Origin of the sequence: Amycolatopsis sp. M39 (assembly GCF_001651785.1) — a bacterium.
In the GTDB taxonomy this organism is placed as follows: Bacteria; Actinomycetota; Actinomycetes; order Mycobacteriales; family Pseudonocardiaceae; genus Amycolatopsis; species Amycolatopsis rubida.
The window spans coordinates 65,271-80,400 of the sequence record NZ_LWSF01000008.1; the positions used below are offsets into that span (position 1 = coordinate 65,271).

Consider the following 15,130-nt stretch of genomic DNA (forward strand, 5'->3'; position numbering starts at 1 on the left):
CTCCCTCGCTCTCCTTTCCCTGACCTCGCCCGCCCTTTCCCCGTTCTCCCCCGCCCCCGCCGTCCCCCGCTTCTCTCGCCAAGCCGAAACCGCCCCAACCACCCCAGACCTCAATGCCACAACCACTCCCCGCCACCCCTCGACAGGCCGGCCCACCGCACCCCGCAAAGCCCCTCCCGAAGACTCCGCCAACTCCGACCTCGGCTGCCGCTTCCCCCAACACGCACCCAGTCCAGGGCCGCAAACCCACCCCATCGGCCGACTTGACGCACCCTCCGCCCACGGTGCATCCTCACCTTATTCAACAGATGATGAATAAGAGGGGAGCTGGAGAAAATGACCGAGCACACGGGCTGCGTCATCGTCGGCGGCGGGCCGGCAGGCATGGTGACGGGACTGCTCCTGGCCCGAGCAGGCGTAGAGGTAACCGTGCTGGAGAAACACGCAGACTTCCTCCGCGATTTCCGCGGCGACACCGTCCACCCGTCCACCCTCAGGCTCCTGGACGAACTGGGCCTGGGCGAGAAATTCGAAGCGCTGCCGCACACCAAGGTGAGCACGGTCGGAATCCCCACCCCCGACGGCGACACGCTGACCCTCGCCGACATGTCGCTGCTAAACGTCCCCCGCCCCTACGTAGCGATGGTCCCCCAATGGGATTTCCTGGACCTGCTCGCCGAGACAGCGCAAAAAGAGCCGACCTTCACCCTGCGGCTCGAAACCGAAATGACCGGCTTGCTCCGTTCGGGCCGCCGAGTCACCGGCGTCCGCTACCGCACCGCCGACGGCACCGAAGGCGAACTCGAAGCCAACCTGGTCATCGCCGCCGACGGCCGCTGGTCCCTGGCCCGCCGCTCAGCCGGCCTCACCCCGCGCGAGTACTACACCCCGTTCGACGCCTGGTGGTTCCGCCTCTCCCGGAAGGCCGAAGAACAGCAGGCCACGCTCACGCCGAGGATGCGCAACCACCGCTTCGCAGTGCCGTTGCCGCGCAAGGGCTACTACCAGATCGCCTACCTCGCGACGAAGGGCAAAGACCTGAAAGAAGCCGGCATCGACAGCTTCCGCCGCGACGTCGCCGAGGTCTGCCCGGAATTCGCCGACCGAGTACATGAACTGAAGTCCATGGACGACGTCAAGTTCCTCAACGTCCGCCTCAACCGCCTGCACCGCTGGCACGTCGACGGCCTGCTGTGCATAGGAGACGCCGCCCACGCGATGTCCCCGGTCGGCGGCGTCGGAATCAACCTGGCGGTGCAAGACGCCGTCGCCGCCGCGAGGTTACTGGCCGAGCCGCTCCTCCGAGGCAACCCGACCGAGAAGGACCTCACCGCCGTCCGCCGCCGTCGCCTCCTGCCGACCGTCGCCGTCCAAGGGCTGCAACGCCTTCTCCACCGCCGCGTGATGGGCCCCGTAATGACCGGCCGCGCCGACGGCCCCCCGCCGGAATTGATCGCCCTGCTCAAGCGTTTCCCGAAACTCTCTCGAGTTCCGGCATACCTCATCGGCGTAGGCATCCGGCGGGAATCTGCCCCGGCCTTCGCCCGCCGCCCAGCAGAACCGGCCAGTCGCTAAACCGCCACCGGATTCGCCACCAAACGGCAACGCCGAGCACCTCGCGCCTGCGCCAACGCACCCGCCCACCGGCAATCACCCACCGGTGGGCCGAGGCCAGACAACGGCGACGCGTTTTCGCCACCCAGCGGCAACAACGCCACCGACTCGCCACCTGACCATCAGCTGCACTCTCGCCACCAACCGGCAACAGCGCCGACTCCTAGCTGACTCCAGCACCGATCGTCGTTCGCCGCTCCGAGGCAACAACGCCGACCACTCACCAAACGAAGCGCCGGCCACCATTCGCCACTCAACGGCAGCGGCTGCCACCGACCTCGGCACTAGCCACCCGGTCGCCCCCGAGCGGCTACAGCCCAAGCCTCCGCAGCATCACCCCGGCGGCCAGAAAACAGCCCCGACCAGGGATTCGCCACTAAACGGCAACGCCCGAACCGACCCTGCCAAGCCGCTGTCGCCACAAAACGGCGACAGCCAGCTCAGAGGTCCTGAACCGGGTTCGTCAGAGTCCCGATGCCGTCGATCGTGATGGACACCGACTGCCCGTTGACGATCGGACCGACTCCCTCCGGTGTGCCGGTGAGGATCACGTCACCGGGAAGGAGCGTCATCACCCGCGACACGAACTCGACCAGTTCGGGCACCTTGTGCACAAGGTCCGAAGTCCGGCCGTCCTGCTTGAGCTCGCCGTCGACCTCGCTGCGGAGCGCCAGGTCGGACGGGTCGATCGACGTGTCGATCCACGGACCAAGCGGGCAGAACGTGTCGAACCCCTTCGCCCGGCCCCACTGTCCGTCGGACTTCTGCAGGTCGCGCGCGCTCACGTCGTTCGCGACCGTGTAGCCGAGGATCGCACTGGCCGCGCGGGCCGCGGGCACGTTCTTGACCGGCTGTCCGATGACGACCGCGAGTTCGCCCTCGAAGTCGACGCGCCCGACGTCCGACGGGCGGCGGATCGGAGCGTTCGGCCCGACCACCGTCGTCGACGGCTTGATGAACAGCATCGGCGCGGACGGCACCTCGTTGCCGAACTCCGCCGCATGCTTCGCGTAGTTCCGGCCGACCGCGATCACCTTCGACGGCAGGATCGGCGCGAGCAGCCGGACGTCGGCCAGCGGCCAGCGCTTGCCGGTGAAGTTCGGCTGGCCGAACGGATGTTCCGCGATCTCCAAGACCTCGGCATCGTCGCCGTTCCCCTCGATCGAAGCGAACGCGACACCACTGGGATGAGCAATACGAGCTAGACGCACGACACCAGTCTACGTACCCCCACCGACTGTCGCGCACCCCGCGCGCGCACGACAGTCCCCCTCGCTCTATTCCGCACGAATGGACCCCTCGCACCAGCTGACCGGCCGTGCCACAACTGGCGCGAACGGACCCTTCGCACCCGCAAGAAACCACCACACGAGCACCCAGTCGCAGCACCAGCGCGAACCGCCGACGGCGACCGCGATTGTGAGCCGTAATACCCACCACACGAAGGCCGGACGCGAAAGCCCAACGCCACACGCCCGGAAAGCCGGAATCACCCGCCCACAGCAACCACCCCCAGCTCGGGCACCGACTGTACCGACGCGACCGCCAGGCTCTTGTGGACCAACGCGTCGCACAACGCCAGCCAGCTCGCCTCGACGATGTTGCCGTGCACGCCCACCGTCGTCCATTCGTGTTCGCCGTCACTAGTTTCGAGAAGGACCCGCGTGACGGCGTCCGTACCTGGATTCGACGGCAGAATCCGTACCTTGTAATCAGCCAGCTCCATGCTGTCCAACCAGGACAGATACGGCGTCAACGCCTGGCGCAGCGCCGCGTCGAGGGCGTGCACCGGGCCGTTCCCTTCGGCGGTCGCGATGACTCGCTCGCCCGCGACGTGCACCTTCACCGTCGCCTCGGAAACGACTTCGCCGTCCGGGCGGTGGTCCAGCACCACCCGGTACGACTCCAGCTCGAACGGCGGCGGATCCGACTTTTCGCCGGAAACCTCCTCGACCTCGCGGCGCAGCAACAGCCCCAGCGACGCGTCGGCCGCCTCGAACGACCAGCCTTCCGATTCGAGTTCTTTCACTTTCCGCACCGCGTTCGTGAGTGCGTCGGGCCGGCCGGCAAGGTCGACCCCGAGTTCACGTCCCTTGAGCTCGAGACTGGCCCTGCCGGCCATCTCAGTGACCAGTACTCGCATGCCGTTGCCGACGGAAGACGGATCGATGTGGTTGTACAACAACGGATCCACCTTGATCGCGCTCGCGTGCAGCCCCGCCTTGTGAGCGAAAGCGGACGACCCGACGTAAGCCTGGTGGGTGTCGGGTGCGAGGTTGGCGATTTCGGCCAAAGCATGGGAGACGCGAGTGAGCTCGGCGGCTCCTCCGGTCGGGAGGACCTCCATTCCGAGCTTGGTCACGAGGTTTCCCGCTACGGCGAACAGGTCAGCGTTGCCTGCCCGTTCCCCGTAGCCGTTCGCGGTGCACTGCACGTGCGTCGCGCCGGCCTGTACCGCGGCGACAGAATTCGCCACGGCACAGGAAGTGTCGTCCTGGCAATGGATTCCGAGCCGGAATCCGGTCTTTTCGTTGATCTCGCCTACGGTTTCGGCAAGTCCTAGCGGCAACTGTCCACCGTTGGTGTCGCACAGCACGAGAACGTCCGCACCAGCGTGCGCCGCCGCGTCGAGCACCCGCAGCGAGGTTTCGGAAGAAAAGGCATAGCCGTCGAAAAAGTGTTCTGCGTCAAGGAAAACGCGACGCCCTTCGCCGACGAGAAACGCGACTGTGTCGCGCACCATCGCGCATGCCTCGTCGACGTCGACCCGCAGCGCCCGCTCGATGTGCCGAAGGTCCGATTTGGCCACCAAGGTCACGACCGGGGCCGCCGAGTCCACAAGCGCGCGGACCTGCGGATCCTTGTCAGCCGAAGTTCCCGCCTTGCGCGTGGATCCGAATGCGACGAGCGCAGCGTGCTTGAGCGGCAATTCTCCCTGTGCCGCGCGGGAAAAGAACTCCGTGTCCTTCGGCAACGCACCCGGCCAGCCGCCCTCGATGAACCCGACACCCATCTCGTCCAACAGCCGCGCGACGGCCAGCTTGTCCGTGACGGAATAGGTGATTCCTTCGCGCTGAGCACCGTCGCGCAAAGTGGTGTCATAGAGGTGGAAGGCATCGCCGAGCGGCGTGCCGGCGGGTTCCGTGCGGGTCACGGTGTTCTCCTTGTGGCGGGGCAGAACCTGGTCCAGGCAACAAAAAAACCTCCCGCATGGGTGCGAGAGGTTGCGCGCCGGTAGCTCTTGTGGAGCGTCTATCCGGCGCGCAAGGCAATAATGACGGAGATGGCGGTCATGTCGGCCATCATGCCACAGCTTCGCCCGGCTTCCAAGCGCCGGGCGAAGCATCCCACCTTCTGAGAGCCGTCAGCCGGGCAGATTCGCCAGGTAGCGGCCGAATTCCTCGACCGCTGCCGCATTTCGAGGCCCCTCCACCAAAGCCGCGTACGGCAGCGCGAAGAAGCGTCCTTTCTTCACTGCCGGGATGTCTCGCAGGCCAGGACGCGAACGAAGGAAGTTCTCCTTGTCGGCCACGCTGCCGACCTCGCCGCCGTAGTCGTTGATGAGGATGACGTCCGGGGCGCGCTGGATCACGGCTTCCCAGCTGACACTGGTCCAGCTGTCGTTGAGGTCCGCGAAGATGTTGGCACCACCCGATTTGGTGATGATTTCGTCCGGACCCGCATTGCGTCCGGAGGTGAATGGCTGGTCACGGCCGTCGTCGTAGAGGAACACCTTGGGTTTCGGCCGTCCGGCCGGCACCGCGTTCGTGACAGCGGCGACCCGTGCGCGGTACTCTTCGACCAAACGTTCTGCACGATCACTGATCCCAAAGATTTTCCCTAGATTGCTCACATCTGTGTACAGCGCGTCGAGCGGTCGCATAATGCCCCGTTGCTTGCCATTGCCGTTGCGGCACGCCTCGGTGAGCAAGTAGCTGGAGATGCCCAGCTTCGCGAGGGAGTCCGGGGTGAACCCGGTTCCTTCGGAGAAGCCGTAGTTCCAGCCCGCGAACACGAGATCCGCTCCCGCGCCCTGCACCACCTCGCGGTTGATCTTCTCCGCGAGCTTGGGCACCTTGGCGAAATCGGTTTTCCATGGCGACGAGGCCACGCCGCCGGACTGTCCTTTGTCGACCACGTAACCGGCCATCCGGTCGCCCAGGCCGAGCGCGAACATCAGCTCGGTGATGCCGATGTCATCCGTCACGACCCGGGAAGGAGGTTTGGACACGGTCAATGACGAACCGCAGTTGGTCACCGTTACGGGAAACCCGGCCGGGGCAGCTCCGCCCTCCCCTTCCGACACTTGAGCGCCGCATCCGGTGGCGACGAGGGCGACCGTCACGATCAACGCGACTGTCCTACGCATGACTGTCCTCCTGGGACTCGAGCAGGTCGAACAACAACTGCGGGCGGCCCGTGGCGGGGTGTCGCACTACATGCCCGCGCACCCCGAACACGTCGGCGAGCAGCGCAGGCGTGAGCACCTCAGCCGGGGTTCCGCTCGCGACGAGGCGGCCGTGGTCGAGCACGTGCACCATGTCGCAGACGGCGGCGGCCAGGTTCAAGTCGTGAAGCGCGGCCAGCACTGTCGGTCCGCTGGTGCGAGCGAGTGCGAGGACTTCGAGCTGGTGCCGGACGTCGAGATGGTTGGTCGGCTCGTCGAGCACGAGGATCCGGGGCTGCTGCGCGAGTGCGCGCGCGATCAGCACACGTTGCCGTTCGCCGCCGGACAAGGTAAGCACGCCTCGCTCGGCCAGGTGCGCCAGGCCCACTTGAGCCAGCGCGTCGGCGCACAACTGGTGGTCGGCTGCGCTCATGCGGTCGAGCAGGCCGTGATGCGGCATCCGACCCATCGCCACCACTTCGGCGACGGTGAAGTCGAACTCCGCGTGCGATTCCTGCGCAACCGCGGCGATCGCGCGCGCCCGCTTCCGCGGTGCCATGCCGTCCACCGGCCGGCCGTCGACCAGAACAGCCCCGGCTGACGGCTTGAGCACTTGGTACACGGCGCGCAAGGTCGTCGACTTTCCGCTGCCGTTCGGGCCGAGCAGTCCGACGAACTGGCCTTGCCGAGCTTCGAGGGTCACGTCGTCGACCAGCTTGCGACCGGCCGCGGTCACGCTGACACCGTTGAGCGAGAGGTCCATTCACGCACCTCCGAACACATATGCGCGACGACGCATCAAGAGCAGGAAGGCCGGTACCCCGACCGCCGCGGTCAGCACCCCGATCGGCAACTCCTCGGGTGCGGCGAGCACCCGCGCCGCGACGTCCACCCACACCAGGAAAACCGCGCCGGCAAGCGGTGCCACGGCAAGCACCCGGCGATGGTCGGCACCGACGACCAGCCGCACCAGATGCGGAAGGACCAGCCCGACAAATCCGATCGCCCCGCTCACTGCGACCAGAACACCCGTCATGGCAGCGCAAACGATGAACAGGAGGACCCGCAGTTTCCCGACGTCGACGCCGAGAGTGGTCGCCGCTTCGTCGCCCATGGCGAGCGCGTTGAGCCGGCCGGACAGCGCCAGCAACAACAAAACGCCGCCGACCACCACGATCGCGGCGATTGGCAGCGTGCCCCAGTTCGCGCCGGCGAGACTGCCGAGAAGCCAAAACAGCGCCGACCGCGCGGCCTCTCCGTTCGGCGCTTGGAAGACGATCACCGTGGTGATCGCGAAGAACCCATAGGACAACGTTGTTCCGGTGAGCACCAGACGCAGCGGTGTAAGCCCTTGCCGCGTTCGGGCGACGAGATAAACGATCAAAGTCGCGGCGAGCGCGGCCACGAACGCACCGGCCGACAACGCGTAGATCCCGAGCGACGCGAAGACGCCGAACAACGTCACCGCTGTCGCGCCGACGGACGCGCCAGAAGAAATCCCCAGCACGTACGGCTCGGCGAGCGCGTTGCGCACCATCGCTTGAATCGCGACGCCGACTGTCGACAACCCAGCACCGACGACCACCGCGAGCAGAACGCGAGGAAGCCGAAGATCCCAAATGATCCGGTACTCCCCGACCTCATCCGGACTGATCGTCCCACCGAACAACCCAGCGCGGAGAAAGGCCCACGTGTGAGTGACCGGCACCGCCACCGTCCCGATCCCGACCGCGATGACGATCGACCCGAGCAAAGCCACCCCAAGCCCGAGCAGCACCGGTGTCAACGGCCGTCGCCGCTGAACGGCGACGGCCCCGACCTGGGGTTCGCCACTCAACGGCGACGCAGCCTGCTGCCTCGGGGACTCGCCGATGCGCGGCGACGCAGTCCGCTCACTCACCGAATCGCCGTTCAACGGCGACGTAACCCGCTGCCTCAGAGATTCGCCAGTCCGCGGCGACACAACCCGCTGGCTCTGGGGTTCGCCGACGCGTGGCGACACAACCCGCTGGCTCTCGGGCTCGCCGAACCGCGGCGAAACCTGCCCCTCGCCCAAGGATTGGTCATCCAGCGGCGAGACAACGCGAGCGCCGGAGTCGGTCAGATCACGGTCAGCCGAGCTGTCGGCCTGCAACTCGTCGGCCGGCGGCTCGCCGCGATGCCCCGAGTTGCCGCGAACTGGCGAATCCGTCGCAGCCGAAGAACCACGCTGGGGACTCGAGTCGCGCGTACCGCCGTCGCCGTTGGATGGCGAAGGACCAGAACCGCCGTCACCAGAAACCGGCGAACCCCCACCCCCGCCGGCCACGGATCCGGGTAACGGAGAACGTCCTTCGGAAGAAGGCGAAGACGAAGACACCACCGGCGACGACCCAATCGAGACATTGGGCCCGCAAAAGACGGCAGCCGCCGGCGGCGGGAGTGTCGTCTCCCGCAGACCACGACGGGAGGGGACGAGGTTCGAGGAACCTCCGCCGGTATCGGGCTCGCCTTCGGCTCCGCGGAGATGGAGCCGAAGGCCTACCGTTGCGGGTCAGCGCCGGATTTCGACCGGCTTCCGCGGCGGGGGTCCGAAAACTCAGGACAGGGTCAGCCAGCCTGACGCGCGTTAGACGAGACCAGCGCCGCGAGGCGGTCGCCGATGGCCTGGGTCGCGCCAGGGGATGACTGGTCGCGCGTGGCGAGATCGAACGCCACCGAGGCCTCGATCCGCCGCGCCGCTTCCTTATGGCCCAGGTGGTCCAGCAGGAGCGACACCGACAGCACCGCGGCGGTCGGGTCCGCGAGGCCCTGGCCGGCGATGTCCGGCGCGCTGCCGTGCACCGGCTCGAACATGCTCGGGTTCCGGCGCGTGATGTCGAGGTTCCCGCTGGCCGCGAGGCCGATGCCGCCGGTCACCGCGGCCGCGAGGTCGGTGATGATGTCGCCGAAGAGGTTGTCGGTGACCATCACGTCGAACCGCGACGGGTCGGTGACCAGGTGGATCGTGGCGGCGTCCACGTGCGAGTACGCGACGGTGACGTCCGGGTGCTCCAGCGAAACCTCTTCGACGATCCGCGACCACAGCGAACCGGCGTGCTCCAGCACGTTGGTCTTGTGCACGAGCGTGAGGTGTTTGCGCGGGCGCTCTTCGGCGCGGTTGAACGCGTCCGCGACCACGCGTCGCACGCCGAAGGCCGTGTTGACGCTGACCTCGGTGGCGATCTCGTGCTCGGTGTCCTTGCGCAGCAGGCCGCCGTTGCCCGCGTACGGGCCTTCGGTGCCTTCGCGCACCACGACCATGTCGACGTCCCCGGCGTCGGCCAGCGGGCCGCGCACTCCGGGGTACAGCCGCGCCGGGCGCAGGTTCACGTGGTGGTCCAGTTCGAACCGCAGCCGCAGCAGCAGGCCGCGCTCAAGGATGCCGCTGGGCACCGTCGGGTCGCCGACCGCGCCGAGCAGGATCGCGTCGTGCTGGCGCAGTTCGCCGAGCACCGACTCCGGGAGCAGCTCCCCGGTGGCGTGCCACCGCGAGGCGCCGAGGTCGTAGTTCGTGATCTCCGCCGCCGGTGCTACCTCACCGAGCACCTTGAGCGCTTCGGAGACCACCTCGGGCCCGATCCCGTCCCCTGGGATCACCGCGAGCCGCATCCACACACCTCCGTAGCCCAGGCCACCGGGCGCACCGATGGCCCATTCGCACAAAAACGCCAGCAGCGGAAGGTTACCGGCCGTAGACAAGGTGCCGTAGCCGCACCACCCTTATGCCGCATCCTCCCACAGGGTGAGACACCCGTTCGGGCGAACGGAAACGGGGCTTGCCCAGGCCGGACAGCCTGGGCAAGCCTCCACGTCCCGCGATGCGGCCGCTTCCGCGGCACACCTCAAGTTCCCCTCAAAGGGTGAACCAAGGTCAGCCGCGCGGGATCTCCGATTCGATCCGCACGACTGAGGCGCGCTGCCCGGTCGCGTTGTGGTGCTCGATCGCCAGCAGGCCCTTCGCCTTGTCCCCGGCGACGGCGGCCTTGTTGCGGTTGACCACCAGAGCCGTGCCCGGCTTGGCGACGTAGCCAAGCGCCGCGTCGCCGCCGCCCTGGACCGAGTACGCCGGCGCGAGCGCGTCGAACGAGATCGGAGTGCTGACCTGGTCGATCAACCCGTTCGAGGTGCCCGGCGCAACGTAGTACCCGGCGGTGCCGACGGTGTAGCTGATCCGGTGCGACGCCTCCTTCGGGTCGATGCCGAGCGCGGCGATGCTGACCGGCAGCACCATCACGTTCGAGTCGAACACGTTGGTGTCGACGTCGCCGAGCTGCCCGTTGATCGCCTGGAGGTCCACCGACGGGTTGCCCGGCTTGGTCAGCGACACCGTGTTGACGAGCAGCACGTCCGAACCCGTCGCCTTCGTCACGAAGGTTTCGAAGTCCGGTTTGCCGTCGCCGTTGGTGTCGATGTCCACGAACGGCACCGTGTTGCTGCCGAGGTTCGCGAAATCGCTCCAGGTCGTGATGCCGAACGCCAGCGTCGCGTTCTCCGGCTCCCCCTGTGCCTTGGCGAGCGGGGCCGTCGACGCCGCGCCGATGTAGCGCAGGTCGCCGCCCTTCGCGGTGCGGTTGAGGGTGCAGTCGGACGTGACGTGCGAGTCGCATTCCGGCAGCTGCGGCGATTCGGCCTGCAGTTCGAGGACGCTGATCAGCGAGCGGTACCGCTGGGAGCCGCTGCCCTGGTCGATGCCCTTGCCGCCGAGGTTCAGCACGGCCTGGTCGGCGTTCGCGCCGAAGCGCACGCCGCCCGGGGTGGTGATCGCCGAAACCGGCTTCGGCGACGAGTACACGGCCACTCGCAGCGGAACGGTCGCGCCGTTCTTCGGGGTGAACGCGACGCGGCCCGAAGCGTCGGCCACGAACTGCCGGGCGAGCCCGGCCTGCGACGCCGCCATGGTCGGGTCGAGCACCTTGCGCAGCGCCTTCGGGTCGGCGATCTTCAGCGTCACCTTCACCGTCGCGACCCCGCGCGGGTTCAGCTTCACCGAGCTCTTGTCCACTGTGTACTCAACGCCGGGCAGGCCGTTGACCGCCTCGTAACCCACCGAGTACTCAGCAGCCTTGACGCCCTTGTTGACCACCTTGATCGTCTTGCTCAAGGTGACCGGACCAGCCGCCTCGACGGTGCCGAAGGTGACGCTCACCGCGCCGGGGTCGTCCTGCACATACGCGAGGACCTGGTTGTCCAGCGCGGCTTTCGCGTCGATCCGGCCTGCCCCGACCCGCTGCGGGCCGTAGGTGTGGCCAGCGCCGTCGGTGATGTCGTGCACCGCGGTGCCCACGACGTCGGCCTTGACCTCTTCGACGCTCCAGTCCGGGTGCGCCTGGCGGACCAGCGCCGTGATGCCCGACGTGTGCGGCGCGGCCATCGACGTGCCCGAGATGACCAGCCGCTCGTTGCCGCTGCCGCGGAACGCCGAGGTGATCGTGTCGCCGGGCGCGGCGACGTCCGGCTTCACCGAAGGACCGCGTCCGCCGCGCGAGGTGAACGAGCTGGGCGTGTCCACAATGGACTGGTCATACGTCTGCAGCGTGGTCCGGCCGGCACCGTAGAGCCGCACGGTCAGCGTGCCCCCGGTCAGGCCCGCCCGCACGGACTGGGTGGCCTTGCCGGTGAGCTGGAACATCGGAACGGCCGCGTTGCCCGCGATACCCGCGCCGAAATGCTCCACCGCGGACGAAAGCAGCACGCCCTTGGCGCCCGCGGCCTGCGCGTTGTTGGCCCGCGCGGCGGAACCGCACGCCCGGGTCGCGTCGTTGTCGTCCCACTCCAGCCACGCGATCTTGCCCGCGACCTTTGCCTTGTCCTCAGCGGAATAGGCGTCGCAACCGGCATTGTTGCCCGCCGAAAGCGGGACCACCGGCGCGGTGAGGTCGAGGGTGTCGTAGCCGGTGTACTCCTGGCTGTACTGACCCGGCTGCTGCCCGGCGGTCGGCGTCTTGACCTCGACCGCGTCTCGCAGTTCGCCCGCGTCGCGGCTGCTGGCCGCGGTGAGCGCTTCCGGGGTGTTGCCCGGCGAACCGGCGATGTCGTTGATGTCGCCGCCGTTGCCCGCCGAGATCACCGGAAGCACGTTGTTCTGCGCGAGCTTGCGCACGAACAGCGAGTCCGGGTCGTCCGGCGCGCCGAAGTCGCTGCCCAGCGACAGGTTCACGACGTCGAGGTGATCGGTGAAGTCGCCGTCGCCGTCCGGGTCGAGCGCCCAGTCCAGCGCCTGCGAGGTGACGTTCGTGGAACCCTTGCAGCCGAACACCTTGATCGCGTAGAGCAGCGCCTTCGGCGCGGTGCCCGGCCCGATCCGCATGGCGTCGAGCTTCTTCTTGTTCAGCTTCTTGTAGTCGCCGGTGAACGTGCTCCCGTCGGCGTTCACGCCGAAGCCGCCGATCGTGCCCGCGACGTGCGTGCCGTGCTCGCCGCACGCGATCGGATTGGGGTCCGGCACCGGCGTCGGCGAACCGGTCTTGCCCGCCGAGTCGTAGTCGTCGCCGACGAGGTCAGTGCCGCCGACCACCTTGGCGCTCGGGAACAGCGGCGACGGCTTGGCGCGGTCGACCGCCTTGTACGCCTCGGGCGTGCCCGGACCGCCGAAGTCAGCGTGGGTGTAGTCGATGCCGTCGTCGATCACGCCGACGCGGATGTTGTCACCGAACTTGCCGGTTTTCTGCCAGCTGACAAGCGTGTTGGTGAGCTGCTCGGCGCTGGCGTTGGTGCGGTTCTTCGGCACGACCGTGCGCACTGAGACGACGTCCGGCCGTTCCGCGAGCTGGCGGATCTTGGCCGCGTCAGCGGTGACAACAGCGCCGGGCACCGCGTTGGCCGTCTGCGTGACCAGCTTCGTGCCCGCGTCCACGGACCGCAGCTGCCCGACGACGGAGCTGACCGCCGCGGCGACGTCGGCCTTAGCCGCCTTCGCCGCCTGCTTGGCCTTCTCCTTGCCCTTGCCCTGCTCCTCCTTGAACGCGTCCACTGCGGGTTTCTTGGCCAGCTCGACGAACGCGGTGATCTGCCCCTGAGCCGCGCTCAGCCGGGGAGAAAGCTTGCCCTGGAGCTTGCTCGCGTCGACCTTCGCCGGAGCGACCGGCTCGGCCAGCGGCGCACCCTGCGCGGACGCCGCGGGCACAGCGACAGCCGCCGCCAGCATCACCGCGGAACCCACGACCACCGAGCGGGCAGCCCACCCGGGCAACCGGGTCCTGCTCATGAGTAACCCCTTCTCGAGGCCCGGATCACGAACCTGCCCGCGCTCTCCCTTCGCACCCCCGACGGTGAGCACCGGCGCCGCGCCGTGCTCTCACGGCGCGTGGTTCAGCCTCGCGGCAAGAACCTAACTGTCCGAAACCCCTACTTTCGTGCGGAAAAAGCTCCGTTACCCGAATGTTGCCGGTCCGGGAAGAACGACAGAACGGCCCCTTCCCCGGGGTCCGGGGAAGGGGCCGTTCGGCGAAATCGGGACTAGTTGAAGTCGACGGCGCGGATGGTGTGCGCGCCGACAGTGGCTCCGATCGGCTCAAGCACGTTGGCGTCCACATGCCGGTCGACGCGCAGCAGCATGATCGAGTCGGAACCGTCGGTGCTCTGGCTGATCTGCGCGGCCTCGATGTTGATGCCCGCCTCGCCGAGCAGCGTGCCGACGCGGCCCATGACGCCGGGGCGGTCCGGGTACTCGATCACGAGCACGTCGCCCTCGGCGCGAAGGTCGAAGTGCCTGCCCTTGACCTCGACGATCTTCTCGACCTCGTCCTTGCCGGTGACCGAACCGGACACGGTGAGCGTCGCGCCGTCGCCGTGCACCGCGCGGAGCGTGACCAGGCTGCGGAACTTCGGGCTCTCCGACTCGGAAACCAGCTCGGCCTGCACCCCGAGCTCCTCGGCCAGCCGCGGCGCGTTGACGAAGGTGACCTGGTCCTCGACCACGCCCGCGAACAGCCCGCGCAGCGCCGCCAGCTTCAGCACCGCGGTGTCTTCGCTGGAGATCTCGCCCTTGACCTCGACGGTCAGCGATGTCGGAGCCTTCGGGTTCAGCGCGGTCAGCACCTGGCCGAGCTTCTGGGTGAGCGACAGGTACGGCCGCACGTGCTCGCCGACCGCGCCGCCACCGGACACGTTCACCGCGTCCGGCACGAAGTCGCCGCGCAGCGCCAGCAGCACCGAACGCGCCACGTCCGTGCCCGCGCGGTCCTGCGCTTCGGCGGTGGACGCGCCGAGGTGCGGCGTGACGACGACGTTCGGCAGGTTGAACAGCGGGCTCTCGGTGGTCGGCTCGGTGACGAACACGTCGATGCCCGCGCCGCCCACGTGGCCGCTGCGCACCGCGTCGGCCAGCGCTTCCTCGACGATCAGACCGCCGCGAGCGGCGTTGACGATGATCACGCCGGGCTTCGTCTTCTTGAGCGCTTCGGCGTCGATGAGGCCCTTGGTCTCCGGCGTCTTCGGCAGGTGGATGGAGATCGCGTCGGCGCGTTCCAGCAGCTCGTCGAGGGTGACCAGCTCGATGCCCAGCTGCCCGGCGCGCGCGGCCGAAACGTAGGGGTCGTACGCGATGAGCTTGGCCCCGAAGGCGGCGAGCCGCTGCGCGAACAGCTGGCCGATCTTGCCGAGCCCGACGACGCCGACCGTCTTGCCGTTGATCTCGACGCCGGAGAACGAGCTGCGCTTCCACTCGCCGCCGCGCAGGCTCTGGTCGGCGGCGGGAACGCGGCGGGCGACCGCGAGCAGCAGCGCGACCGCGTGCTCGGCGGCGGAGACGATGTTCGACGTCGGCGCGTTCACCACGAGCACGCCGCGCTCGGTGGCCGCCGGGACCTCGACGTTGTCCAGGCCGACGCCCGCGCGGGCGACGACCTTCAGCTGAGTGGTCGCCCCGAGCACCTCGGCGTCGACCTTGGTGGCGGATCGGACCAAGAGCGCGTCGGCGCTCTTCACCGCCTCAAGCAGAGCGGGACGGTCGGTGCCGTCCACGTGCCGGACCTCTACCTCTTCACCGAACACACTCAGCACGGAGGGCGCGAGCTTCTCCGCGATGAGGACTACGGGTTTGCTGGGCTTGGTCACGATGCGGCTCCCACTATCTGGTCACGAAATCGAGGACGCTCTCTGCGGCGCACG

At 68.1% G+C, this 15,130-nt stretch carries 9 protein-coding genes and 1 riboswitch; of the genes, 1 reads left to right on the top strand and 8 read right to left on the bottom strand.

Annotation, left to right across the window (positions count from 1 at the left end):
- Positions 1-336: 336 nt before the first annotated feature.
- Entirely contained in the window at positions 337-1,575 is a 1,239-nt protein-coding gene (locus A4R44_RS20760) for an FAD-dependent oxidoreductase (protein ID WP_067583159.1), read from the top strand.
- A 479-nt stretch (positions 1,576-2,054) separates the two neighbouring features.
- Here the strand turns inward: A4R44_RS20760 and A4R44_RS20765 are convergent, their stop codons facing one another.
- The 8 genes from A4R44_RS20765 to serA all read right to left on the bottom strand — a co-directional run bounded on the left by A4R44_RS20765 (position 2,055) and on the right by serA (position 15,076).
- Entirely contained in the window at positions 2,055-2,825 is a 771-nt protein-coding gene (locus A4R44_RS20765; RefSeq protein ID WP_067583162.1) for a fumarylacetoacetate hydrolase family protein, read from the bottom strand.
- Positions 2,826-3,103: 278 nt separating this feature from the next.
- Positions 3,104-4,768: a citramalate synthase gene (cimA, locus tag A4R44_RS20770; RefSeq protein WP_067583165.1), complete on the bottom strand. Its 1,665-nt coding sequence runs from the start codon at positions 4,766-4,768 to the stop codon at positions 3,104-3,106.
- A gap of 210 nt (positions 4,769-4,978) precedes the next feature.
- Positions 4,979-5,959, bottom strand: coding sequence for an ABC transporter substrate-binding protein (locus A4R44_RS20775; protein WP_232791702.1), 981 nt, complete (start codon positions 5,957-5,959; stop codon positions 4,979-4,981).
- 16 nt (positions 5,960-5,975) lie between these two features.
- Positions 5,976-6,764: an ABC transporter ATP-binding protein gene (locus A4R44_RS20780; protein WP_067583170.1), complete on the bottom strand. Its 789-nt coding sequence runs from the start codon at positions 6,762-6,764 to the stop codon at positions 5,976-5,978.
- Positions 6,765-7,838, bottom strand: coding sequence for an iron ABC transporter permease (locus A4R44_RS20785; protein WP_095213503.1), 1,074 nt, complete (start codon positions 7,836-7,838; stop codon positions 6,765-6,767).
- A gap of 640 nt (positions 7,839-8,478) precedes the next feature.
- A riboswitch (cobalamin riboswitch) is annotated at positions 8,479-8,560 on the bottom strand.
- Positions 8,561-8,590: 30 nt separating this feature from the next.
- On the bottom strand, positions 8,591-9,631 hold the full coding sequence (locus A4R44_RS20790; protein WP_067583173.1) for a 3-isopropylmalate dehydrogenase: 1,041 nt from the start codon (positions 9,629-9,631) through the stop codon (positions 8,591-8,593).
- Between the two features lie 262 nt (positions 9,632-9,893).
- Complete coding sequence (locus A4R44_RS20795; protein ID WP_067583175.1) at positions 9,894-13,226, bottom strand: S8 family serine peptidase; 3,333 nt, start codon at positions 13,224-13,226, stop codon at positions 9,894-9,896.
- Positions 13,227-13,477: 251 nt separating this feature from the next.
- Complete coding sequence (serA, locus tag A4R44_RS20800; protein ID WP_067583177.1) at positions 13,478-15,076, bottom strand: phosphoglycerate dehydrogenase; 1,599 nt, start codon at positions 15,074-15,076, stop codon at positions 13,478-13,480.
- Positions 15,077-15,130 lie beyond the last annotated feature (54 nt).

Bases quoted from the DNA above. Each gene is read 5' to 3' on its own strand.
- A4R44_RS20760 (WP_067583159.1), top strand. From the start codon at position 337: ATGACCGAGCACACGGGCTGCGTCATCGTCGGCGGCGGGCCGGCAGGC.
- A4R44_RS20780 (WP_067583170.1), bottom strand. From the start codon at position 6,764: ATGGACCTCTCGCTCAACGGTGTCAGCGTGACCGCGGCCGGTCGCAAG.
- A4R44_RS20790 (WP_067583173.1), bottom strand. From the start codon at position 9,631: ATGCGGCTCGCGGTGATCCCAGGGGACGGGATCGGGCCCGAGGTGGTC.
- A4R44_RS20795 (WP_067583175.1), bottom strand. From the start codon at position 13,226: ATGAGCAGGACCCGGTTGCCCGGGTGGGCTGCCCGCTCGGTGGTCGTG.